The sequence below is a fragment of the Thioalkalivibrio sp. ALJ3 genome (genome assembly GCF_000377205.1).
Taxonomy (GTDB): domain Bacteria; phylum Pseudomonadota; class Gammaproteobacteria; order Ectothiorhodospirales; family Ectothiorhodospiraceae; genus Thioalkalivibrio.
The window spans coordinates 79,385-103,706 of sequence record NZ_KB897905.1; the positions used below are offsets into that span (position 1 = coordinate 79,385).

Genomic DNA, 24,322 nt, shown 5'->3' on the forward strand with positions numbered 1-24,322 from the left:
TGCCCGGCGGGTCATGACGAGCCGGCATGCTCCCCCTGGCGCGCGACCTCGTCTTCGAATGCGGCGACGGGCATCGGGCGATGAAACAGGAAGCCCTGGAAACCGTGGCAGCCATGGCGCAGCAAGAACGCGCGCTGCCCTTCGGTCTCAACACCCTCGGCGACCAGCGCCAGGCCCATATGGTGAGCAATGGCCGTGACCGTGGCGACGATATTGGCATCGTCGATATTCGTCTCCAGATCCCGCACGAACGAGCGGTCGATCTTCAGTATGTCCAGCGGCAGGCGCTTTAGATACCCGAGTGACGAATACCCGGTGCCAAAATCGTCCAGCGCCAGGCGTATACCCAGCGCGCGCAGGGCCTCCAAGTTGGACATGAGCGTCTCGGTCGCATCGACCATCACGCTTTCGGTCACCTCGATCTGCAGCACCGAGGGATCCACCCCATACTCGCTCAACAGCCCGCGCACCTCGTCCAGCAAGCGCCCCTGACGCAGATGGTGAGGCGACAGATTCACCGATATGGGAAGCCCCGCCAACCGCGGATTCGCCTGCCAGCGGCTCAGGGTCGCGCAGGCCTGATGCAAGGCGAGGCGGCCGATCTCCACGATCTGGCCGCTATGTTCGGCAACGGGAATGAACTCGGCCGGTGACACCCAGCTGCCATCGGCGCAAGGCCAGCGCATCAGCGCCTCCGCCCCGGTGATTTGTCCCTGGTCGTCCACCTGCGGCTGCAAGTGAATCAGCAGTTGCCCCTCGTCGAGTGCCTGGCGCAGACCGCGCTCCAGTTCCGCCTCCCGCTGCAGCAGCCGCTGCATCTCGGGGTCGTAGAAACGCACCCCATTCCGGACCTGGCGCTTGGCCTGGTACATCGCAAAGTCGGCCTGCTTGAGCAGTTCCTCGGGCGTATCGTGGACTTGGGGAAACACCGTGATCCCGAAGCTGCCGGACATCGCGTGTTCGATGCCGTCGATGGTGACCGGCTGGCTCAGTGCCTCCAGCAACTCGCCCGCCAGCGCACGCGCATCCACGGCGGCCTGATCCCGGTCGGCGGACAACGCCTCGAGCAGTATCACGAATTCGTCACCTCCCAGGCGCGCCACGATGTCCTGCGCGCGGAGGCGCCCCGTCAGACGCTGCGCCATGACCTGCAGCAATTGATCCCCCGCCGAATGTCCACAGGTATCGTTCAGGGTCTTGAAGTTGTCGAGATCCAGTAGCAGCAAGGCTGCGTGCTCGCGGGTGCGGCGCGCCGCGTGGATCGCATGGTCAAGATGTTCCAGAAGCAGACGGCGGTTGGGCAGGTCCGTCAGCGCATCACGAAAGGCGAGACGTGCGTTCTCCTCTTCCATCTCCAGCATGCGCTCCAGACGCTTGGCCATGGTGCCCGTGGCCTCCTGCAGGCTGGCGATCTCGAAAACCCGACAGTCGGCCAGTCGTTCTTGCGGAAAGCGGCCGTGGCCAATCTCTTCCAGCGTATCCACCGCCTGCCGAAGGGGCCGCAAGGTACGCCCCAACCAGGCGTACAACCCAACGGCGATCAGCACAAAAACCGACAGCGCAAAGGCATAGGTCACCGTGTTGATCAACTCCTGGGTCCTGACGGACTCGGTAATATCCCGAACCAGCACGACATTGGCCTGCGGGTAATCCTCGTTGTAGGGGGTCAGCGGCAGGTGGACCACCTGATAGGCATGGTCGTCACCCCGTACGCGACTCGCCATGGGTTCGGAATGCCAGATCCTGCCCAGGGGCAATGCCACGCTCGTTGGGGCAGTGCGTCCCAGGGCACCTTCCCGGTCCAGCAGGGCTGCCTGTCCCTGGCTTGCCTGCGCCAACGAACGCAATGCGCCACCGGCCAGGTCGCGCATCAACAGCACCACCCCCAGCGGCTGGCCCGCTCGGTAGACCGGCACCGCGAGCCCGGCATAGAGGGCCTCACCCGGCACGTGGTGCAAACCCTGGTGAAATCGGCCGTCGTCCAGGGCCGAATCCGCCAGCGGGAAGACCGGCTCTTTGCGCGGATCGGAGTCAAAGCGCACCTGACCGCCGCGATCCAGCACGACAACCCGGTCGGCAACGCCTCCCGCCCGCAGGCGGTTATCCAGTGGAGCGGCATACGGACCGACGGGCTCGTCGCCCGCCAGGGCATCGAGCAGGTCCTGGTTGCGCGTCACCGAGGTGGTTTCGGAGCGCAGGCGCTGGTGCTCGTTCTCGAGTGTCTGATTCCAGACAGCCCTTTGCCCTTCGATCCCAAGGCGATCGAAGCGCTGCTCGGCCTGCCCCATGGCGAGTTGCGTTCCTACCGCAATGGCCACGGCCAGTACCAGCAGGCTCCCGAACATCACCAGCGTCAAGATCGTGCGCAACGACAGGCGACGGACCGTCCCCAACCGGGGCGTCTCGCTACTCGAACGGATAGCCATAACGGGTCCATTCGGGGTAGCCACCCGGGAAGTAGTGAACGCGGGTAAAGCCCCACTCCTGGGCCCGCCGGACGGCCGCCTCGGTGCGCCAGCAATCACGCTCGTTGCAGTAGACCACCACCGGCCGATCGGTGCCCCCCACTACTTCGAGCAGGCGCTCACGCGTGAAACGATCCCGATGATCGTCGGGATCGCGCATGATGGTGAGGTTGATTGCGCCCGGGATGCGTCCGGCCTCGTAGTCGGCAGGCAGGCGCGTATCAATAAAGGGCACGCCCTCGCGAAAGCGGAGCCAGGCCCCGTCCGCACCGATCATTTCGGTACCCGGGATGGAGTCCGGTGCACGATAGGGCGCGTCTGCCGCCGAGGCACCCATCAGGGTCGCCCAGAGCAACGCGATCATACCGACTCTGCACACACCAATCCCTGCCATCACACTCCCTGGCTACCGTGCCTTTTCGATATTCCGCTGTAGATGGAAGATATCAGTCCGCCACAGGTTATGTCGCGGAAGCGAGCATGCTCAGCGCAGGAACAGCGAGTAGGCCGGGTTGGCCGTCTCCTCGTGCCAGGGGTAGCCGACTTCCTTGAGGAATTCGCGAAAGCGCGCGCGATCCTCGGCCGGGATCTGCATCCCCACCAGTACGCGCCCATAGGCGGCCCCGTGGTTGCGGTAGTGGAACAGGCTGATGTTCCAGGTCTGGCCCATGTGGGTCAGGAAGTTCAGCAGCGCCCCGGGGCGCTCGGGAAACTCGAAGCGGTACAGGCGTTCGTTGCGGACCTCGCCGCCATGACCACCGACCATGTGCCGCAGGTGCAGCTTGGCCACCTCGTTCTCGGTCATGTCCATGACCTCGTAGCCCTGCGCCTCCAGCGTCTCGCGGATCGCCTGGCGTTCGCTGTCGCCACCTTCCAGCTTGATCCCGGCAAACACATGGGCACGCTCGTCGTCCGCGTAGCGATAGTTGAACTCCGTAATGCCCCGCTTGCCGATGGCCTGGCAGAATTGGCGGAAGCTCCCCGGACGCTCGGGGATGGTCACCGCGAACAGGGCCTCGCGGTGCTCGCCGATCTCCGCACGCTCGGCGACGTGGCGCAGGCGGTCGAAATTGATGTTGGCGCCGCTCAGCACGGCGGCGAAGTCGCCCCCGGTGATTCCCTCGCGCGCGATGTACTGCTTCATCCCGGCCACGGCCAGAGCGCCTGCCGGTTCCGCCAGCACACGGGTGTCGTCGAACACGTCCTTGATCGCGGCGCAGATCGAGTCGGTATCCACCAGCAGGACCTCGTCGACCAGCTCGCGCACCAGGCGAAAGGTCTCCTTGCCCACCTGACGCACGGCGGCGCCGTCGGCAAAGATCCCGACCTGCTTCAGCGTGACGCGACGATTCTGCTGCAGCGCCTTGTACATGGACGGGGCGTCGTCCGGCTCGACCCCGATCACCTTGATCTCCGGACGCAGGCGCTTGATGTAGGCGGCCATACCCGCCGCCAGGCCGCCGCCGCCGATGCAGACGAACACCGCATCCAGCGGTGCGGAATGCTGGCGCAGCAGCTCCATCGCCACGGTGCCCTGCCCGGCGATCACGTCCGGATCGTCGAACGGGTGGATAAAGGTATAGCCGTGCTTCTCCTGCAGGGCCCGCGCATGCGCGGCCGCCTCGTCAAAGGAGTCGCCGTGCAGCACCGCCTTGCCACCATAGCGGCGCACGGCCGCGATCTTGATCGACGGCGTGGTCACCGGCATCACGATCACCGCCTTGATCCCCAGGTGGCTTGCCCCCAGCGCCACCCCCTGGGCATGGTTCCCCGCGGAGGCGGCGATCACGCCTTTCTTGCGCTGCTCGGGCGTGAGCTGCGCGATCTTGTTATAGGCTCCGCGCAGCTTGAACGAGAACACCGGCTGCAGGTCCTCGCGCTTGAGCCAGATACTGGACCCCAGACGCTGCGAAAGCGTCGGCATCGGCTCCAGCGGCGTCTCGCGCGCGACATCGTAGACGCGCGCCGTGAGGATCTTCTCAAGGTAGGGGACTGTCATGGCCGGAACGATAGCACGGCGCGAATCATGCTTGTCTCGATTACGCGCCAGTCGGTATCCTCGGTGGGTTATGGACATCACAGACGAGACAGCGTAATGACTCAGGACGAAATGAAGAAAGCGGTCGCCGAGGCCGCGCTCGCGCGCATCGAAAGTGGCTGGATCGTGGGGGTCGGCACCGGCTCCACCGCGAACTACTTTATTGATGCCCTGGCCGGGATCAAGAGCAAGATCGACGGCGCGGTGGCCTCCAGCGAGGCCAGTGCGGAGCGCCTGCGCGGCCACGGGATCGAGGTCCTGGATCTGAACTCGGCCGGCCCGCTGCCCATCTACGTCGATGGCGCCGACGAGGCGACGCGCCACCTGCACCTGACCAAGGGTGGAGGCGGCGCGCTGACCCGCGAAAAGATCGTCGCCGCGGCCTCGAAGACCTTCATCTGTGTGGTCGACGAGACCAAGATCGTGGACTACCTGGGGGCCTTCCCGTTGCCGGTCGAGGTGATTCCGATGGCCCGCAGCCACGTGGCCCGTGCGCTTTCGAAGCTGGGCGGCAATCCGGAGTTGCGCGAGGGCTTCAAGACCGACAACGGCAACGTCATTCTGGACGTACACAACCTGCGCATCATGAATCCGGTGGAGCTGGAGTCCGAACTGGACCACATCGCCGGCGTGGTCACCAACGGTCTGTTCGCCCGCCGCCCGGCGGACGTGATGCTGGTCGGCTCTCCCTCTGGCGTCGAGGAAATGACCGCCTAGTGAGCGAGACCGGCAAGTGGCTGATCGTCATCGGCGGGCTGATCGTGCTGATCGGCCTGCTGTGGCCCTGGCTGGGAAAGATTCCCTGGGGCCGGCTGCCGGGCGATATCGTGATCGAACGCGAGAACGCCCGGTTCTATTTCCCGATCACCACAATGATTATCGTGAGTGTGGTGATCTCGATCGTTCTCGCGATCTTTCGCCGCTGACTAAACGAGAAAGGCCGGGGAATACCCCGGCCTTTCTCTTGACGGTGGCCCCGCACAGGACCTGCGCTAGCGCGCCATGACCTCATCGTAAAAGCGCTGCAGGCCGCCTTCGAGGAAGTAGTAGTCATCCACTCCGAGTTCTTCCAGGTGATACTGCAACCAGCGGACCTGCTGGCCATACTGATCGAAGATCAACAGGGTTTGATCGTTGCGGCGGGCCTCATTCACGATGCGATCCAGGGCACTGATATCCGACAGCGGCGCGCCGACCTCGCGGCCACCGAACAGCGAGATCTCGTCCCGTTCGCCGCGACTGCGGATGTCCACCACGACGGCTTCGCCATCGCCCTGGCGGGCCCGCCGGGAGAATGCATCGGCCTCCAGCAGGCGCGCCTCGAATGCCTCCTCGCTGATCAATTCGCCCTCGACCTCGTTGGCCGGTTCTCCGCGGAAACGGGCCAGTCCCGGGTAGCGCTCGACCCAGTCCTGCATCCCGGCGTCATAGGCCTGAGCCGCGGCCACACCGAGTTCGTTGGCGCGCGCGGCGGCGCGATAACCGGCGTAGCTCTGACGCCCATTACAGTAGAACACCAGCGGGCTGCCGTGTTCCTCTTCTAGCGCCCGGATCTGCCGATCGAAATCTTCGCTGTCGAGGTCGACATGATGGGCGCCTTCGATATGCAGGATGTCGTACTCCAGCCTCGGTCGCACATCGATAACCGTGGAGCCTGACAACTGGCCACGCAGGTCAAACAGATCCACCGCCTCGACACCAAAGCGCTCGTAGAGCGGACGACCGGGGAATTCCACAAAAGGTTGCTGGGCCGAGGCCACGATGGGCGCACCGGCCAGACTCAGGCACAGGGCCACCAGGGCCACCCGGGGGCGAGCGAATCGAATGGTCATGCGAACTCCCTTGGTTGACGATGGGCGTCCGCGAACTACGACCCACGAATCGCCCCATTAGCCCTCCGGGTCCCGGCCCGGAACGCACATCCCGCGATGCACGTCCTGGCAGGGTACCCGGTTGCCCGATTGTAGCCAACCGGGGACGTCTTTCCAGGCAATGGGCCAGAGAGGTCCGAGCCGTCCCGCGTTACAGAAGGACCTTCTCGATGCCGCCCTCGCGTGCGCGGTCGATGAAGTTCTTCTGCCAGCCCTCGCCCATCAGGCGATTGGCCATCTCGACCACGATGTAGTCGGTATCCAGGCCGGTGTCCTCGCGGTAGCGGGACAGGCCCTGCTGGCAGGCCGGGCAGGAGGTCAGCAGCTTCACGTTGCCGTTTTCGGCCTTCTCCTCGCCGGTGAGCTGGCGGATACCCTTGTGCAGCTCCTCCTGCTTGCGGAAGCGGACCTGGGTGGCGATATCCGGGCGGCTGACCGCGAACGTGCCGGCCTCGCCGCAGCAGCGATTGGACTGCAGCACTTCCTGTCCCAGCAGCTTGCCGGCCACGTCGGTCGGCTTGTGCGACTTCATCGGCGAGTGGCAGGGGTCGTGGTACATGTACTGCACCCCCTTGAGCCCTTCCAGCTTCACGCCCTTCTCCATCAGGTACTCGTGGATATCGAGCAGGCGGCAGCCCGGGAAGATGCGCTCGAACTCGTATTTGAGCAGCTGATCCATGCAGGTCCCGCAGGAGACCACTACGGTCTTGATGTCCAGGTAGTTCAGCGTGGTAGCCACGCGGTGGAACAGCACCCGGTTCTCGGTGGTGATCTGCGAGCCCTTTTCGAAGTCGCCGTTGGAGTTCTGCGGATAGCCACAGCACAGGTAGCCCGGCGGCAGCACCGTCTGCGCGCCGACGTCGTAGAGCATGGCCAGCGTCGCCAGACCGACCTGACTGAACAGGCGCTCGGAACCACAGCCGGGGAAATAGAACACCGCGTCCGAGTCGAGATCCGTCTTCACCGGGTCGCGCAGGATCGGCACATAACGCGAATCCTCCAGCCCCAGCATCTGGCGCGTGGTCTGGCTCGGCAGACCGGCCGGCATCGGCTTTTTCACGAAGTGCACGACCTGTTCGTGCATCGGGGCCTTGCCGGTCGTGGAACGCGGGCGCTTGCCCTCTCCGGTCAGGTTGAGCTTCTTGAACGCGTAGTGGCCGAGGCGCTGGGCGGCATAGCCCATCTGGATCGCCCCCTTGCGGATGCCCTTGATCTTGGACGGGTCCTTGGTGTTCAAGAAGGCCATGGACATCATCGTCGCCGGCGTGGCCTTGCGCTTGCCCTTCTTCTTCAGGATCGAGCGCATGTGCATGGTCACGTCGCCGAAGTCGATGTCGACCGGGCATGGATTCAGGCACTTGTGGCAGATCGTGCAGTGGTCGGCCACATCGTTCATCTCGTCGAAGTGGTGCAGCGACAGCCCGCGCCGGGTCTGCTCCTCGTAGAGGAAGGCCTCGACGATCAGCCCGGTGGCCAGGATCTTGTTGCGCGGCGAATAGAGCAGATTGGCGCGCGGGACATGCGTGTTGCACTCCGGCTTGCACTTGCCGCAGCGCAGGCAGTCCTTGATCTCGTCGTTGAGATCGCCCAGCTCGCTCTGCTCCAGGATCAGCGCCTCCTGCTTCACCAGACGCAGAGAGGGTGTGTAGGCGTTGGACAGCCCGGAGCCCTCGAGCAGCTTCCCGGCGTTGAACACACCATTGGGGTCGACCTCCTGTTTGTACTTCGCGAACGATTCGATGCGCTCGGGCTCGAGGTACTGCATCTTGGTCAGTCCGATCCCGTGCTCGCCGGAGATGACACCGTTCAGCTCGCGCGCCAGGCGCATCACGTCATCCACCAGACGCTCGGCCTGGTGCATCATCTGGTAGTCGTTGGAGTTGACCGGGATGTTGGTGTGCACGTTGCCATCCCCGGCATGCATGTGCAGGGCGATGAACAGCCGGCTGGTCAGCACGCGGTCGTGGATCGCGGCCAGGCGCTTGCGCACCGACTCCATCTGGTGACCGTCGAAGATCTCGAACAGCGGACGCTCCACCTCCGCGCGATAGGAAATGCGCAGGCTTCGCCGCAGCAACAGGTTGATCAGCTTGTCGTGGTCCCGGCGATCGGCACGGGCGGTCTCGTCCAGCAGCTCGTCGCACTCGGAAGCCAGTGTGAAGAAGTTGTCCGCGATCGCCTTCCAGCGCTTCTGCACCGCCGCAAGTTTTTCCACGGCACGTTCACGCTTGGCCTCGAACCACTGCTGGCCTTCGCCACCCGTATCCTCCAGCAACTCGCGCAGCTCGGGGTGATCGCCCCGCATGCACTCCAGCACCTCGTCCACCATCGCCAGCTTGTTCTTCAACGACTCGCGCACGTTCAGGGTTTCGACCCCCTCGGTGTACTCGGCGAGCCGCTCCAGCGGGATCACCACGTCCTCGTTGATCTTGAACGCGTTGGTGTGATGCGCGATCGCAGCGGTGCGTGCGCGATCCGCCCAGAAGCGCTTGCGCGCCTCCGGGCTCACGGCGACAAAGCCCTCGCCATTGCGGGCGTTGGCCGCACGCACCATCTTGGCGGCAAGCTGGCCGAGGGCGTCCTCGTTGTCGGATACGATATCGGCAATCAGCACCATCTTGGGCTGCTCGCCGCGCGCGCCCTTCGGGGTGTACTTGACCGCGCGCACGTAGCGCTCGTCCAGGTGCTCGAGACCGGCCAGCAGGACCTCGCCCTCGGCGTCCACCGCATCCTTGATCTCGACGATCGCCGGCACCGCCTGGTGCAGGTCGGTTCCGTAGAACTCCAGACAAACGGTACGAATATTGTCCGGCATCCGGTGCAGGATGAACTCGGCCGACGTGATCAGACCGTCGCAGCCCTCTTTCTGGATGCCGGGCACGCCCATCAGGGCCTTGTCGGTCACATCCTTGCCCAGGCCGACCTTGCGGAAACGGGCACCGGGCATTTCAAGCACCTCCGGCTCGCCGGCCGGCGTACGGCCATCGGGCCCGTAGCGGGTGATGCGGAAGCGGACAATCTCGGCATCGTGAATCTTGCCCAGGTTGTGATCCAGGCGCTCGACGTACATCCAGTTCGCCTCGGGCGTGACCATGGTCCAGGCCGCGAGGTTGTCCAGCGCGGTCCCCCAGAGCACGGCCTTCTTGCCACCGGCGTTCATCGCGACGTTACCACCGATGGTCGAGGCGTCCTGCGAGGTCGGATCCACCGCGAACACTAGGCCGTTCTCGGCCGCCAGCTCGGAGACACGCTTGGTGACCACACCGGCCTCTACCCGCACGACCGGGACGTCCTTGTCTACCCCGGGCAGCGGGCGGCGTTCGACCGCGCCGATGCCTTCGAGCTTTTCGGTATTGATCACGGCGGAACGCTTGGACAACGGCACGGCACTGCCGGTATAGCCAGTACCACCGCCGCGCGGGATGACGGTCAGGCCGAGTTCGATACAGGCCGCGACCAGCGGCCCCATCTCTTCTTCGGAGTCCGGAGTCAGCACCACGAACGGCAGTTCCACGCGCCAGTCGGTGGCGTCGGTGACATGCGAGACGCGCGCCAGGCCGCCAAACTGGATGTTGTCCTTGTGGGTCAGGCCTTTCATGCGCTTGCGCACGCGCTCGCGCAGCTCCAGCGTCTGCTGGAACTCGTCGGAAAACGCGGTCACCGCCGCCTGGGCCCGGCGGGCGAGCGTCAGCGCCTTCTCGTTACCATCGGCGCGCTTGCGGATCTGGTCCAGGCGGTGCTGCATCGCATCGATCAGCGACTTGCGGCGTTTCTTGTCGTCCAGCAGGTCGTCCTGGATGTACGGGTTGCGGGCCACGACCCACATGTCGCCGAGCACCTCGAACAGCATACGCGCGGACACTCCGGTCTGACGTTCGCCGCGCAGTTCGTTAAGGAGATCCCAGGTGTCGGAGCCCAGAAAGCGGATGACAATTTCGCGGTCGGAGAATGAGGTGTAGTTATAGGGTATTTCTCGAACGCGTTCGGCGGTCATTGAGGCTTGGCCCCCCGATCAGAATGAGCGCAAAGAGTAACGGCTCCGTGCGGGGCGCGCACGAAGTCGCACTCTTCGTCCATGCTTTTTGGCACCAAAGTATCTACCGATGCACCCGCAGTTCGGTGCCAGCGCTCTAGATCCCGCTTTACAGGTAGGCCAGCAGCCCCACCGCACCGATCACGATCAGGTAGATCGCCACGATGTAGTTCAACAGCCGGGGCCAGATCAGAATCAGGATACCGGCCGCAAGCGACAGAATGGCCGTCAACAGGCCGGGATCGATATGCAAGGTCATGCGGATGCTCCTTTGCCGGGCTGGACGGCCCGGCATCGACCGATAGGGAAACACTGATCAATGTACACGCTCGCGCTCGAGTCGCTTTTGCGTGGGAACAAGGCGCGGCGACTGCCGTGCAGTCATTCTGCACAAGGGAGCCGCAACGCCGTGCGCGCGCAAAAGCGGCCGAGCCCCTTCGGGGTTGGCACCCCAGGTTCCCCGATGCTGCGTTGCGCCGCTTGACCGTAGAATGACTACGGCGCTGCGCGACGCGCCTTGTTTCGGAAAACCTGGGGTGCCAACGCGAGCGTGTACATTGATCAGTGTTTCCCTAGGTGAGCGAGATCAGAAGAGCTTTTCTTCCATCTCCAGGTAGACGGCGTTGGCGTTGCTGCGATTGGTCTCCTCGAACGCCGGAAGATCTTCGTAGTCGGACCAGTCCATCGCTCCATAGGCCTCGTCGAAGGAATCCATGTTTTCGACTGCCTCGGCCATATGCTCACGCAGATACGCAATATAGTCACGGGTGAACTTCACCGCGCGTGCTGCCTCGTCGGTGGCGTCGCCATGCCCCGGGACCAGGAACTTCAAGTCCATCTCCATCAGTTCTTCCAGACGATTGACCCAGTTTTCCGAGTCCAGCGCGTCGTCACCCATGAACGGGATGCGGCCGTCGAACACGATATCGCCAGCAAAGACCACGCCGGTCTCCTCGACCACCATGATGATGTCGTCCGGTGAATGCGCCGGCCCCGCATGCACGCAGCGAAACGTCTTGCCCCCGAGCTCGATCACGTACTCGTCATCGAAGAACTCGTCCGGCGGGATGATCTGGGTGTCCTCGTCGACCCAGGGGGTCAGCACGCCTCGGCGCTGCTCGAGCCGGGCGGCGGCCCCGGGGCTGTCGAGATAGTCCTTCGCGCGCGACTGCCCGATGATTTTTGCGTCCGTGTGATCGGCGAAGGCCTGCAGGCCATAGATATGGTCTGCATGATAATGGCCGGCGATCACGTACTTGATCGGCTGCTCCGTGACCTCCTTGATCCGCCGGATCATCTCGAACCCGAGCGGCGGCGTCCCCAAGGCGTCGTAAACCACCACACCCTCGTCCGTCACCACAAAACCTGCGTTCGAGGTATGCCCCTCGTTGTCCGGGTCCGGGATTCCGGATATCCCGATCATATACCAGGTATCCGCGCCCTCGACCTCGTGGGCAGTGGTATCGACGCTGACCGGCTCGTAGGGGTTGTCAGGTACCGACATGGATTTCTCCTCTCCTGTTTTCTTGACCTTGTTGGCGAACATCGACTCGAAGTTCGCACGATTCCTGAAGGATTCGACGCAGAGGGCCCGGAAGAATTCCCGTACGTTGCGGGTGGGGCCTCGATCAAGGGAGTGTAGCGAGTTTGGGACGCGGGCAGGGAAAGCAACGGCATTGATGGCCGCACCGCCTTGCGGGGGACAGCTGGGGACCCGGATGATTCGGCGGCTGCGCCGCCTCACCCCTTCGGGGCTGCACGCGCAGCGCGTGCAGTGCTCCGCTGCGCTCCGCCGAACCTTCCGGGTTCAAACCCTGGGCTCACTCAAATATCCATAGAAAAGGGCCCCGCGAGGGGGCCCTCCCTGACGTAACGACCAGTCCAAAGCAAATGGCGGTGAGCCCCTTCGAGGGGCACACCGCCATGGCTGGGGGACCAGGATGATTCGGCGGCTGCGCCGCCTCACCCCTTCGGGGCTGCACGCGCAGCGCGCGTGCAGTGCTCCGCTGCGCTCCGCCGAACCTTCCAGGTTCGAACCCTGGGCTCGCTCAAATATCCATAGAGAAGGGCCCCGCGAGGGGGCCCTTCTCTATGGATGGCTGGGGGACCAGGATTCGAACCTGGGTTGACGGAGTCAGAGTCCGTAGTCCTACCGCTAGACGATCCCCCAGTAAACCGGGTGCCGTACGCGCCGGCACTCGAGCGCGGTTTAGCGCTTCGAGTACTGGGTCGCGCGGCGGGCCTTGCGCAGACCGACCTTCTTGCGCTCGACCTCACGGGCATCACGGGTCAGGTGACCACCGCGACGCAGCGGCGAACGCATCTCTTCGTTGTACTGCACCAACGCGCGGGCAATGCCCAGACGAATGGCGCCGGCCTGGCCGTTGCCGCCCCCGCCTTCCACGGTCGCGATCACGTCGAAGTTCTCGGTGGACTCGGTGGCCTCCAGCGGCTGACGCACGACCATGCGCGAGGTCTGGCGGCCGAAGAACTCGTCCAGCGGCTTGTCGTTGACCGTGATGTTGCCCGTACCCGGGCGCAGGAACACGCGGGCCGAGGAGGTCTTGCGACGGCCGGTGCCGTAGTATTGATTGGTAGCCATACGGATCGATTTCCCTTGCTGTTGAGCCGTCAGATGTCGAGCGGCTGCGGCTGCTGCGCGGTGTGGCGATGCTCGGTACCGGAGTACACCTTGAGCTTCTTGAACATGGCGCGGCCCAGCGGGTTGCGCGGCAGCATGCCCTTCACGGCGAGCTCGAGCACCTTCTCCGGATGACGGTCAATCATCTGGTTGAAATTGGCTTCCTTGATACCACCCGGATAGCCGGTATGGCGGAAGTACTTTTTGTCGCTGGCCTTGTTGCCGGACACACGAATCTTTTCCGCGTTGATCACGACGATGTAATCGCCAGTGTCCACGTGCGGCGTGTAGACGGGCTTGTGCTTCCCGCGCAGGCGACGCGCGATTTCCGTGGCGAGGCGGCCGAGGGTCTTGTCCGCGGCGTCGACCAGGAACCAGTCGCGTTCGACTTCGGCCGGCTTGGCGCTGATGGTGCTCATGTCTTGATGCTCCGATGTCGGGGCGATTCAGAAAGCGCGCAAGAATAGCGCTTCCAGGCGCCCGGTTCAAGAGACACGGGGGGATTATTAGCCTCGTCCATCGATACTCCGCCAGTAGAGTGCCCCTTCGGGATGTTTCGCGTTTCCCGGCCGGGAGACATCCGCCGGGAGAAACCAATAAAAAGGCCGGCACGAAGGCCGGCCCTTTCGGGACCCGGGCGCGAGGCCCGGGGTCCGGAACGGGGATGGATTACATCTCCGCTTCGGCGCGCTCCTGGACTTCCTGCATCAGTTCAGGATCATTCTGCAGGGCCATGGCCACTTCGTTGTATTCCTCGACGGTCATACCGGCGTCTTCAACAGCGCTGACCATTTCGTCCTGGGCTTCCTGCTGCATGGACTGGGCCTCGGTTTCATCCTCGGCTTCCTGCAGGCGGTTGGCGAAGTCTTCACGCACTTCCTGGACCGCCACAAAGGCGCCCACGAAGGTGTCGATGTCTTCTTCGCTCAGATCCACTTCGGGGGCCTGCTGAGCGGGCGGGGCACCAGCAGCGCCACCTTCCGGCGGAGCACCACCTTCAGGCGGCTGGCCACCCTGGGCACCACCCTGCGGCGGCTGACCGCCCTGCGGAGGCGCACCTTCGGCACCACCCTGCGGCGGAGCCCCTTCGGCACCACCCTGGGCACCACCCATGTCACCGGTCTGCGCGGTTGCTACGCCACCGATCGCGAACATGGAAGTCAACGCGAATGCGAGTGCGGTCTTGCGAAAGCTCATCGTGTCTACCTCTTCCTCTGGGTTAAAAAAATCCTGAGGCTCCTGCCTCAGGAATAGGTGCCGGGCAGACGAACACTGCCCGGCTTGCCCGTTAGCCCCTTACCAGTCGGGGCTGTCGTCATCGTCGTCTTCATCGTCGCCAGCCGGGGCTTCAGCGCCACCAGCCTGGGCCATTTGCGGAGGCATGCCGCCATCGCGGTCTTCGTCCTCATCGTCATCCGCGGGGCCCGCAGCATCACCGGCCTGGACCATCTGCGGAGGCATACCGCCGTTGCCCTCGTCGTCATCTTCTTCGGCCGGGGGCGCACCAGCATCACCCGCCTGGACCATCTGCGGCATGCCGCCGTCACGATCGTCATCATCTTCTTCGGCCGGAGGCGCACCAGCATCACCAGCCTGGGCCATCTGCGGAGGCATGCCACCGTTATCCTCGTCGTCATCATCGTCGGCCGGCGGCGTGGCAGGTTCACCCGCCTGGACCATCATCTGGGGCGGCATACCACCCTGTTCTTCCTGCTCGTCCTCATCCGGTGTCTCGGCACCTTCGCCCATGGCTTGCGCGGCGCTCAGACCACCGAGGGCGAACAGGGAACTCATGGCGATTGCTAGAGCAGATTTGCGGAAAGTCGACATCGTGCTTCTCTCCTTCATTTGAAGTTTCAGCACAGTCAACGGAATGGGCTCGATTGGCTTTCGGTTGACTGCAACGGAGAAGTAGCAGGTGCCGTGCCAAAAACAGAATAAAACCGATAAAAAACTGTTTTTCAGATAGTTAAGCAATACGGTCCGGCTAACGGGCGGACCTGGATCACGGGGATATGAGGGTCAAAATGACACATGGGTCGGGGAGACCCGGGTCAGTACGGCCCATCAGGGGCCGGGAGGGGGACAGGGTCACGAAAAAACCGGCAGGAACGGGGAAGCACCGAGAAAAGACTCCCGGGCTTTCCCAGCCCAGGCTGCACTGCAGGCCATGTCACTCAGGAATCCGTCTCGCTCTCGCCGAGCTTGCGATAGAGCGTCTTGCGCCCGATCCCCAGGATGCGCGCGGCGCGCTGCTTATTGCCCTCGACGTGTTCCAGAACCCGGTGCAGGTAGGCCTGCTCCACCTCCGCCAGGCTGGGCCAGTGGCTGTCATCGTCGGTACCAGGAGCCGGCAGATCGGCACCGGAAACCGCCCCGGACGGTTCGCCCGAGCCGCTCGCGGGCTCTGACTGGCGCACCCGCTCGGGCAGATCCCGAAACTCGATCACCTCGCCAGACGCAAGGGTGGCCGCGCGCTCCATCAAGCTGGCCAGCTCCCGCACGTTCCCGGGAAAGCCGTAGCGCAGCAGGGCACGCATTGCCTCCGGGCTGAGTTCTCGAACGGGGAGCCCTCGCGCCAGCGCCTGCTCGCGCAGGAACTGCTGCGCCAGGCGCTCAATGTCGGCACCGCGGTCGCGCAGGGGCGGAATCTCGATTCGGAACGTCTCGAGGCGGTAATAGAGATCCTCGCGGAATTGCTCCTGACGGATCCGCTCCTGCAAGTCCTGATGCGTGGCGGCCACAATACGTACGTCCGTTTCGATCTCCTCGTTGGAGCCAACCGGTCGCACGCGCCCGTCCTGTAACAGCCGCAACAGCTTGCTCTGCATGGCCACTGGCATCTCGGCGATTTCGTCGAGGAACAGCGTGCCACCGTCAGCCTCGGTAAAAAGGCCGCGGCGCGCGCCCTTGGCGCCACTGAAGGCCCCGGCGACATGGCCCAGGAGTTCCGACTCCAGCAGGGTCTCCGGGATCCCCGCACAGTTCAACGCAATGAAGGGGCCGTTGGCGCGGTCGCTTTCCGCATGCAGGGCACGGGCAACCAGTTCCTTCCCGGTCCCCGACTCGCCAGTGATGAGCACACTGCCGTCAGCAGCGGCAATGCGCCGGATCAGATCGTGCAGCTTGAGCATTGCCGGGCTCTTGCCCTGCATGCCATGAAAGCTCTCGTCACCAGCAAGGACTTCGCGATACTGACGGACCTCTGCCCGCAGGCGGCGGGCCTCGGCGACACGCTCGGCCGCCAGGCGCAGGTGTTCCAGATCAACCGGCTTGGTCAGGAAATCGTCCGCACCCGCCTTGAGCGCCGTCACGGCCTGATCGATGGTGCCGAAACCGGTGAGCATGATGAAGCCGGGCACCGGCACTGTGTCACGCGCTACCTCCAGCACATGGAAACCGTCGGCGCCGGGCAGACGCAGATCGCTGACCACCAGCGAAACCGTTTGCTGACGCAGGACCTGTTCGGCCTCCTCGGCCGACTCCACTGCGGTGACCGCATAGCCGACTTCCGCCAGTTCCTCGACCAGTAGCTCGCGATGCCCGCGATCGTCTTCGACAACCAGAACGCGGTCGCTGAACCCACCTTCCCGGGACGTGCTCATGCCGTTCCTCCATGCGATACCCGAGCGCTGGGAGTCACCTCCGGCCCTGCCGGTTCCGGCTTGCCGTCACGACAGGCGCCGGAGCCGAGCGGCAGCGTCACCACGAAGCGCGTGAGATCCGGATCATGGCGATCCAGCGTCACCTGCCCGCCATGATCCTCCAGCGCCACCTGCGCAACCGCCAGGCCCAGGCCGGTTCCCTCGCCTGTCGGCTTGGTCGTAAAGAAGGGCTCGAACAGGCGCTCGGCCCGCTCGTCGGAGATCCCGCGCCCCGCACGCGGTCCGTCGTCGGCGATTACGCATTCGAGGGTGTCGCCCCGACAACGCCAACTCACCTGCACGCAACCATCGGCCGCCTGAGCCGCGTTGTCGATCAAGTTCTCCAGGGCCTGACCCAGACGCAGACGGTCAGCCGCCACGGTCAGCGGCTCGCCCGCGAGATCGAAACGAACCCGTTCGCACCCCTTGCCGCGCTGCTGCACGCGCGCCACGATCTCGCGCACCAGCCCCTGCAACTCCAGCGGACGCTGTTGCAGCGGGTTGCGGCGAGCGAAGTCTAGAAGCTGGCGCACGATGGTTTCCACGCGCTCCAGTTCCACCTGCAATTCCTGCATCTCCTTGCGCGCAGGGTCGCCGTCGGGCAGCCGTCTTGCGGCACGCTGGGCGCGACCGGCGATGATGCCCAGGGGCGTACCCAGCTCGTGCGCGACCCCGGCCGCCAACTGACCAATGGCCGCCAGCTTTTCCGAATGTCGCAGCTTTTCCTCGAGCCGCGCCTGTTCCTCGCGCTGGGCCTGGAGCGCCGCCTCGGAAGCCTCGCGACGCTCCAGCATGCCGTTCATCGTGATCGCCAGACGGCGCAGTTCCCAGGGGCCCTTTTCCGGGACCCGCAGCCCGCGTTGTCCTTCGCCAATATCACGCATGGCACCAATCAGGCGTCCCACATGGCGTCCGATCGCACGGTGATGGCCAATCAGCACCACCAGCAGAAACAGGACGCTCACCGCGAGCATCACCATGACCCCCTGCCAGCGCAGCTGCGACACATACGCCCGGAAGGGCGACACGTCGCGCGTTACCTGTAGCAGACCGACTATCCGTCCCGCGGAATCCGACAACGGCAGGAAAAACGAAAAGACTTCGCGCCCCTGGTGCTCGTCGAACGCGCCGAGGCTGCCGGTTTCGCTGATTGCCTGAGCCTCGCCCGGGTGACGGATCGTGGGGCTGGGCGGGCCACTGGTGGCCACCATATCGCCCTGGGCATCGTAGACATACACACCAAACACCTGGTCAATCTGGAACAGCGAATCCAGCGACTGCTGCACCGTGGTCACGTCCTGGTCGATCATCGCCGTTGCCACGGGCAGGCGAATGGAGCGCGCCACCAGCTCGATATCGGCCTGCATGCGGTTTTCCATCTGTGTCTGGAATTCCTGCAGCCCGAGCGTCACCGTGCCCCCAACCACCAGCAGCAGGGGCAGCAGGACAAACAGCAACACCGCATTGCGCAGACTGTTCAGACGTGTAGGCATCGAGCGTTCGGGGGCCAGGGCATCGCTGCCATGTTAGGGAAACACTGACGGAATGCGAATTCCGGACAAAAAAAAGCGCGGGTTGAGCCCGCGCCAAGAAAACCACCAAAGGAGGATGGAGGAGTCCGCTGATGCTGACAGGGGGTGCAGCAATCAGCGTATGCAAATCTTCTAATATAACGATCTTCTTGTCAAGCAGCCTCGTACGCAGGGGGTCGTACTCTTGGGCTACTCCGCTCGATCGCTTTTTCTAAAGACTTGCACACCCTTAAAGACGCAGGCGCGCGCGTTCTATTCCCGGATTCTCGTCACGATTTAAAAAAGGCACAATCCGCGTTCTCGTCACGGATCGTTACGCCCTATGCTCCAGCACTTGAGTCACCCGGTAACCGCACTGGCGCAGAACGCGACCTTGATCTGGTGCGACCGGACGCGAACCGGCGCCTGGGTGGACCCCGGAGCCGAAGCCGGCACGCTGATCGAGATTGCGAGCCAACAGGAGGTTCAGCTGGATTGCATCCTGCTGACCCATGGGCACCTCGACCATGTCGGGGCCGCCTCCGAATTGGCGGACCGCTGCCAGATCCCGATCCTGGGGCCGCAGGCCGAGGACGCCTTCTGGCTGGATCAGTTGCCGATGCAATGCCAGATGTTCGGGTTTCCCGAAATGCCCCCACTGGCTCCGGATCGCTGGTTGCACGATGGCGAGGAACTGTCTCTGGGCGAGGTCACGCTGGAGGTACTGCACTGTCCTGGACACACACCGGGGCACATCGTGTTCTTTGACCGCGAAAGCCGCCTCGCGCTGGTGGGTGACGTGCTGTTCCACGGCGCTATCGGCCGCAGCGACTTCCCGCGCGGCAACGGGCCGCAACTGATCGAGTCCATCACCCGTCGCCTCTGGCCGCTGGGCGACGATGTGCGCTTTGTGCCCGGACACGGCCCGGGGTCGACCTTCGGGGAAGAGCGCCGCAGCAACCCCATCGTCGGAGATGCGGCACTCGCCGCTGGCGGTCAGCCCGGGCGCGGACGCTATTATTGATGCGTTTCGCTTCGCTCAACGCATCCTACGAGCGGACCCGCCCCCAAACGAAGAAGGCCGCCCTGTGGGCGGCCTTCCCGATTCCTGCCTGACGACCCGATACGGATCAGCTGTTTGCCCGCAGTGCCGCGATGCGCTGCTCGATCGGTGGGTGACTCATGAACAGCTTCTTCAGCCCCTGAGCCATACCCCCGCGGATGCCGAAGGCCGCCATCTGGTCGGGCATGTCCACCGGGCGTCCCGATGCGCGCGCCAGCGACTCCAGCGCACCGATCATCTTTTCGCGGCCGGCCAGCTTCGCACCCGCCTCGTCGGCGCGGAACTCGCGCTGGCGCGAGAACCACATGACGATGATCGAGGCCAGAATCGCCAGGATGATCTCGGCGACGATGGTGGTGATCCAGAACGCCGGGCCATGACCTGCCTCGTTCTTGAACACCACGCGGTCGACAAAATGACCGGCCACACGGGCCAGGAAGATCACGAAGGTGTTCACGACCCCCTGGATCAGCGCCAGCGTGACCATATCGCCATTGGCGACGTGCCCGACCTCGTGGCCCAGGACCGCCTCGACCTCGCCCTGGCTCATGTTCTGCATCAGCCCGGTGCTCACCGCGACCAGTGCATTGTTCTTGCTCATGCCGGTGGCAAAGGCATTCGGGTCCGGCGAGTCATAGATGCCCACCTCCGGCATGCCGATCCCGGACTCGCGGGCCTGACGCTGCACGGTCTCCACCAGCCACTGTTCGGTGGCGTTGCGCGGCTTGTCGATCACGTGGACCTTCATCGTCTTCTTGGCCATCCACTTGGAGATGGCCAGCGAGATGAAGGAGCCGCCAAAACCGAATACCGCGGCAAAGATCAGCAGCGCATTGAGGTCGAGGTGGACTCCCTCTTCGTCGAGAATGCGCTCCACGCCCAGCAGGCGCAGGGTAATGCTGAGCACGATGATGATGGCGAAGTTCGTCGCCAGAAACAGCGCAATACGTTTCATGAAGCCTTCCTGTACTCCATCAATAAACTCTTCGGGATGTGCTTATAGTCGGGGCACGGCCGCAAAATTCAAGCCCGACCCCCTCCACAGACCACCGTTGGCGCTCGCGGTTCAGGCCGGCCGCACCTCGATCCAGTCGGCGTTCTGGTAGCCGCGCGGCAGCTGGCGACCGCGCCGCGCGCGCTCGCCAACATACTCCGCCCACTCCGCCGGGGCCAGCGCCTTGAAGCGCTTGCCGGCATGCACGACCAGGGTGTCCTGCGGAGAAAGTACGGCCACGCCAAGCACCCGCTCGGAACCGTCCTTGAGTGCCGCGGAAGGGATGCCAATCAGCTTGTTGCCCTTGCCGCGCGCCAGTTCCGGCAGATCGGTGGCCGGGAACAGCAGCAGATAACCGCGCGAAGTGACGACGGCGATGTGATCCTCGTGCGGGTTGCGCACCGGCGCCGGCTGCAGCACGGCGGCCCCGTCGGGCACGGTCAGCACGTTCTTGCCGGCCTTCTGCCGCCCCAGCAGATCACCCAGCTTCGCGACGAAACCGTAGCCGTAATCCGAGCCCAGCAGCCAGCGATCTTCCTCCGCCCCCGTGGCCATACCGACGAAACGCGCGCCCTCCGGCGGGTTCACGCGGCCGGAAAGCGGCTCGCCCTGCCCGCGCGCGGACGGCAAGGTATGGGCGGGGATGGTGTAGGTGCGGCCGGTGGAGTCGATGAACGCGACCGGCTGGTTGCTGCGCCCGGTGACCGCGGCCTGGAAGGCATCCCCGGCCTTGTAGTTCAGACCGCGGGCATCCACATCGTGGCCCTTGGCCGCGCGCGCCCAGCCCTTTTCCGACAGCACGATGGTCAGCGGCTCGGTGGGCACCAGGGCGGATTCGTCCAGTGCCTGCGCGGCGGCGCGCTGGACCAGCGGCGAGCGGCGTTCGTCACCATAGTCCGCGGCGTCCTTCTCGATCTCGCGGCGGACCTGGGTGCGCAGGCGGCGTTCGGAACCCAGGGTCTTCTCCAGCTGGTCACGTTCTTCGCTGAGTTCGTCCTGCTCGCCGCGGATCTTCATCTCCTCGAGCTTGGCCAGATGACGCAGCTTCAGCTCCAGGATCGCCTCGGCCTGGATGTCGGACAGGCCAAAACGGCTCATCAGTTCGGGCTTGGGCTGGTCGTACTCGCGGATGATCGCGATCACCTCGTCGATATTGAGATAGGCGATCAGCAGGCCTTCCAGCACGTGCAGCCGCGCCTGCACCTTCTCCAGACGCCACTGCAGGCGCCGGCGCACAGTCTCGATGCGGAAGGTCAGCCATTCACTCAATAACCCGGCCAGGTCGCGCACCTGCGGGCGCCCGTCAAGGCCAATCACGTTCATGTTCACGCGGTAGGTTTTTTCCAGATCCGTGGTCGCGAACAGGTGCGCCATCAGCGCATCGACATCCACGCGGTTCGAGCGCGGGGTAATCACCAGGCGGGTCGGGTGCTCGTGGTCGGACTCGTCGCGCAGGTCCTCGACCATCGGCAGCTTCTTCGCGCGGATCTGGCTGGCGATCTGCTCCAGCAGCTTGGCCCCGGAGACCTGATGCGGCAGCGCGGTGACCACGATATCGTCGCCTTCGCGTTCATAGCGCGCCCGCGCGCGGATCGAGCCCTGTCCGGTCTCGTAGACCTTTCGCAGCTCGGGGGGCGAAGTGATGATCTCGGCCTCGGTGGGAAAGTCCGGCGCCGGCAGGTGCTCGCACAGCTCCGCGACGGTCGCCTTCGGATGCTCCAGCAGGTGCACGCAGGCCGCGGCCACCTCGCGCAGGTTGTGCGGCGGGATGTCGGTGGCCATGCCCACGGCGATCCCGGAGCCACCGTTCAGCAGCACGTTCGGCAGCCGGGCCGGCAGCACCTTCGGCTCGTCCAGCGCGCCGTCGAAATTGGGCACCCAGTCCACCGTGCCCTGCCCCAGCTCCGAGAGCAGCAGCTGCGCGTAGCGCGACAGACGCGACTCGGTATAGCGCATCGCGGCGAAGGACTTGGGATCGTCCGGGGATCCCCAGTTGCCTTGCCCGTCGACGAACGGGTAGCGATAGGAGAAGGGCTGCGCCATCAGCACCATCGCCTCGTAGCACGCCGAGTCGCCATGCGGATGGAACTTGCCGAGGACGTCACCGACGGTGCGCGCGGACTTCTTGTACTTGGCCGTGGCCGAGAGCCCCAGCTCGCTCATCGCGTAGATGATGCGGCGCTGCACAGGCTTGAGCCCGTCGCCGATGTGCGGCAGCGCACGGTCCAGGATCACGTACATGGAGTAGTCCAGGTACGCCTTCTCGGTGAAGTCCTTCAGCGGCAGCTGCTCGCCACTGTTGGCGAACAGGCTGGGGGTCTCGATATCGGTCATCGGCTTCCTCTAAAGAAGCACTGAATAAAGCCATCCTGGCTTTCTCAGCGCGCACGGCACTGCATCGTCTTGCATACCTTTGCGCTGGCAAAGGGGGTTGCAGCTTGCTTCGGGATCAACCATCTACGGTGGTCGATTCCGGCGGCACGTCCCTGTGCCGCAGGGAAACGCCGATCAATCAGCGTTTCCCTAAGGGCGAATGGATCACCATGGCGGCCTTTTACCGCTCGCCCGGCCCGCGTACTGTAGCGATCACATCGCCACCATTCCATTCCCGGGGAGAATGCCGTGCTGGGTACCGGCTGGACTGCCAGTATCACTGCCATCGCTGTTTTCGCACTGGCCGTTGTCAGTGTCATGCACGCGCTGCTCCAGCGCCGCGAGACCGGCACCGTCATCGCGTGGGTGGGCCTGATCGTTCTGCTGCCGCTTGGCGGCTCGATCCTGTACTGGATGTTCGGGGTAAACCGTATCCGCCGCCGGGCCCACGCCCTGCGCGAGGGACACCTGCTGGTCGATCCCGCCGCCCGCGAGGCCAACGGCCCGGGCATCCCATCGCGCTGGGCGCGGCTGCTGAGCTCTGGCGACCGTCTTGCACCCTTTCGTACCAGCGCGGACAACTCGGTGCGACCATTAACCGATGGCGATCAGGCATACGCGGCCATGCTCGGGGCGATCGACCGCGCATCCCGGAGCATTACCCTGGCGACCTACATCTTTGATTACGACGTAATCGGACAGCGCTTTGTGCGCCACCTGAAGGCCGCCCGCGACCGTGGTGTCGAGGTGCGTGTCCTGATCGATGGCATCGGTGCACGCTACAGCCGCCGCAACACCCTGCGGTTCCTCAAGCGGGCCGGCATCCCGGCCGCCGCCTTCATGCCCGTCCACCATCTGCCGCGCACGCTCGCCGCGTTCAATCTGCGCAATCACCGCAAAATGCTGCTGGTAGATGGCGAGCACGGCTTCACCGGGGGAATGAATATCCGTCGCGGGCACAGTGCAAGCGATCCGGGCCCCCACCCGATACAGGATCTGCACTTCGAGGTCCGCGGCCCCATCTGCCTGCAGCTCCAGCGGGTGTTCGCAGAAGACTGGCAATTCAGTACCCAGGAGGCGCTCGAAGGTACTCCCTGGTTCCCGGAGGAGACCCGCCCGGCCGGTGCGCTCCTGTGCCGCGCACTGCCGGACGGCCCCGATGAGGACTTCGAGGTGATCAAGTTTACCCTGCTGGCTGCGATCGCCGAGGCACGCGAGCGCATCACCGTGGTGACGCCCTACTTCCTGCCTGACCTGGAACTGCTGGGCGCCCTCAAGGCTGCGGCTTTGCGCGGCATCGAGGTCGATCTGCTGCTGCCGGAACGCAACAACCTGCGCCTGGTCGAGTGGGCGACCCGCCCCTTGCACGGCGAGTTGCTGGCGCGTGGCTGCCGCATCTGGCTGACACCCCCTCCGTTCAACCACTCCAAGATGATGCTGGTGGATGGTGAATGGCTCCTTGTGGGGTCGGCCAACTGGGACCCCCGCAGCCTGCGGCTCAACTTCGAGTGCAATCTCGAATGTCTGGACCGTGATCTGGGCCAGCAACTCGGCGCATGGGCAGAAGACCTGCGTACGCGCTCCCACCCGCTCACCCTTGAAGATGTCCACGCCCGGCCCCTCCCTGCCCGTCTGCGCGACGGCGCGGCCCGTCTGCTGACCCCGTACCTGTAAATCGCCCACCGCGCG

The 24,322-nt window shown here is 64.5% G+C and carries 19 protein-coding genes and 1 tRNA gene; 4 read left to right on the top strand and 16 right to left on the bottom strand.

All coding sequences use genetic code 11. The features are described from left to right. Window positions 1-11: 11 nt before the first annotated feature. The 3 genes from C935_RS0100405 to ilvA all read right to left on the bottom strand — a co-directional run bounded on the left by C935_RS0100405 (window position 12) and on the right by ilvA (window position 4,464). Window positions 12-2,345, bottom strand: coding sequence for an EAL domain-containing protein (locus tag C935_RS0100405; protein ID WP_038044411.1), 2,334 nt, complete (start codon window positions 2,343-2,345; stop codon window positions 12-14). A 61-nt stretch (window positions 2,346-2,406) separates the two neighbouring features. Beyond that, window positions 2,407-2,829: a rhodanese-like domain-containing protein gene (locus C935_RS0100410; protein ID WP_018860544.1), complete on the bottom strand. Its 423-nt coding sequence runs from the start codon at window positions 2,827-2,829 to the stop codon at window positions 2,407-2,409. Between the two features lie 120 nt (window positions 2,830-2,949). Continuing rightward, entirely contained in the window at window positions 2,950-4,464 is a 1,515-nt protein-coding gene (gene ilvA / locus C935_RS0100415; protein WP_018860545.1) for a threonine ammonia-lyase, biosynthetic, read from the bottom strand. 96 nt (window positions 4,465-4,560) lie between these two features. Here ilvA and rpiA point away from each other — a divergent pair, with 96 nt between their 5' ends. Both rpiA and C935_RS0100425 read left to right on the top strand, forming a co-directional pair. Continuing rightward, window positions 4,561-5,220, top strand: a complete 660-nt coding sequence (gene rpiA / locus C935_RS0100420) for a ribose-5-phosphate isomerase RpiA (RefSeq protein ID WP_018860546.1) — start codon at window positions 4,561-4,563, stop codon at window positions 5,218-5,220. Beyond that, window positions 5,220-5,429 carry a DUF2905 domain-containing protein gene (locus C935_RS0100425; protein ID WP_018860547.1) on the top strand — a complete coding sequence of 70 codons (210 nt, stop codon included), beginning with the start codon at window positions 5,220-5,222 and terminating at the stop codon, window positions 5,427-5,429. The genes rpiA and C935_RS0100425 overlap by 1 nt, the downstream gene beginning before the upstream one ends. Before the next feature lie 66 nt (window positions 5,430-5,495). Here the strand turns inward: C935_RS0100425 and C935_RS0100430 are convergent, their stop codons facing one another. The 11 genes from C935_RS0100430 to C935_RS0100480 form a co-directional block, all read right to left on the bottom strand. Then, complete coding sequence (locus tag C935_RS0100430) at window positions 5,496-6,335, bottom strand: rhodanese-like domain-containing protein (protein WP_018860548.1); 840 nt, start codon at window positions 6,333-6,335, stop codon at window positions 5,496-5,498. Window positions 6,336-6,525: 190 nt separating this feature from the next. Beyond that, window positions 6,526-10,368 (bottom strand): DUF3683 domain-containing protein, encoded by a 3,843-nt coding sequence (locus tag C935_RS0100435; RefSeq protein WP_018860549.1) that lies wholly within the window; start codon window positions 10,366-10,368, stop codon window positions 6,526-6,528. 148 nt (window positions 10,369-10,516) lie between these two features. Continuing rightward, complete coding sequence (locus tag C935_RS12865; RefSeq protein WP_018860550.1) at window positions 10,517-10,666, bottom strand: DUF3096 domain-containing protein; 150 nt, start codon at window positions 10,664-10,666, stop codon at window positions 10,517-10,519. Between the two features lie 327 nt (window positions 10,667-10,993). Next, the gene (locus tag C935_RS0100445; RefSeq protein ID WP_026278558.1) at window positions 10,994-11,911 is read right to left on the bottom strand and encodes an MBL fold metallo-hydrolase; all 918 of its coding nucleotides are present in this window, start codon (window positions 11,909-11,911) and stop codon (window positions 10,994-10,996) included. Window positions 11,912-12,503: 592 nt separating this feature from the next. Continuing rightward, window positions 12,504-12,577 (bottom strand) — tRNA-Gln (locus tag C935_RS0100450). A 39-nt stretch (window positions 12,578-12,616) separates the two neighbouring features. Further along, the gene (gene rpsI, locus C935_RS0100455) at window positions 12,617-13,009 is read right to left on the bottom strand and encodes a 30S ribosomal protein S9 (RefSeq protein ID WP_018860552.1); all 393 of its coding nucleotides are present in this window, start codon (window positions 13,007-13,009) and stop codon (window positions 12,617-12,619) included. Between the two features lie 29 nt (window positions 13,010-13,038). Further along, window positions 13,039-13,467 (bottom strand): 50S ribosomal protein L13, encoded by a 429-nt coding sequence (gene rplM, locus C935_RS0100460; RefSeq protein WP_012981954.1) that lies wholly within the window; start codon window positions 13,465-13,467, stop codon window positions 13,039-13,041. A gap of 250 nt (window positions 13,468-13,717) precedes the next feature. Beyond that, window positions 13,718-14,245: a DUF4168 domain-containing protein gene (locus tag C935_RS0100465; protein WP_017925837.1), complete on the bottom strand. Its 528-nt coding sequence runs from the start codon at window positions 14,243-14,245 to the stop codon at window positions 13,718-13,720. Window positions 14,246-14,344: 99 nt separating this feature from the next. Further along, window positions 14,345-14,878: a hypothetical protein gene (locus C935_RS0100470; protein WP_026278559.1), complete on the bottom strand. Its 534-nt coding sequence runs from the start codon at window positions 14,876-14,878 to the stop codon at window positions 14,345-14,347. 347 nt (window positions 14,879-15,225) lie between these two features. After that, window positions 15,226-16,653, bottom strand: a complete 1,428-nt coding sequence (locus tag C935_RS0100475) for a sigma-54 dependent transcriptional regulator (protein WP_018860554.1) — start codon at window positions 16,651-16,653, stop codon at window positions 15,226-15,228. Continuing rightward, complete coding sequence (locus C935_RS0100480; protein ID WP_018860555.1) at window positions 16,650-18,185, bottom strand: ATP-binding protein; 1,536 nt, start codon at window positions 18,183-18,185, stop codon at window positions 16,650-16,652. Before C935_RS0100480 ends, C935_RS0100475 begins: the two co-directional genes overlap by 4 nt. Window positions 18,186-18,546: 361 nt before the next feature. Between C935_RS0100480 and C935_RS0100485 the strand changes: the two genes are divergently transcribed. Continuing rightward, window positions 18,547-19,227, top strand: coding sequence for an MBL fold metallo-hydrolase (locus C935_RS0100485; protein ID WP_018860556.1), 681 nt, complete (start codon window positions 18,547-18,549; stop codon window positions 19,225-19,227). 106 nt (window positions 19,228-19,333) lie between these two features. Here C935_RS0100485 and htpX read toward each other — a convergent pair whose 3' ends face one another. Continuing rightward, window positions 19,334-20,221 carry a protease HtpX gene (gene htpX / locus C935_RS0100490; protein ID WP_018860557.1) on the bottom strand — a complete coding sequence of 296 codons (888 nt, stop codon included), beginning with the start codon at window positions 20,219-20,221 and terminating at the stop codon, window positions 19,334-19,336. Window positions 20,222-20,332: 111 nt separating this feature from the next. After that, the gene (gene parC, locus C935_RS0100495) at window positions 20,333-22,594 is read right to left on the bottom strand and encodes a DNA topoisomerase IV subunit A (protein ID WP_018860558.1); all 2,262 of its coding nucleotides are present in this window, start codon (window positions 22,592-22,594) and stop codon (window positions 20,333-20,335) included. Between the two features lie 288 nt (window positions 22,595-22,882). Between parC and C935_RS0100500 the strand changes: the two genes are divergently transcribed. Further along, the gene (locus tag C935_RS0100500; RefSeq protein ID WP_018860559.1) at window positions 22,883-24,307 is read left to right on the top strand and encodes a phospholipase D-like domain-containing protein; all 1,425 of its coding nucleotides are present in this window, start codon (window positions 22,883-22,885) and stop codon (window positions 24,305-24,307) included. Window positions 24,308-24,322: the final 15 nt, after the last annotated feature.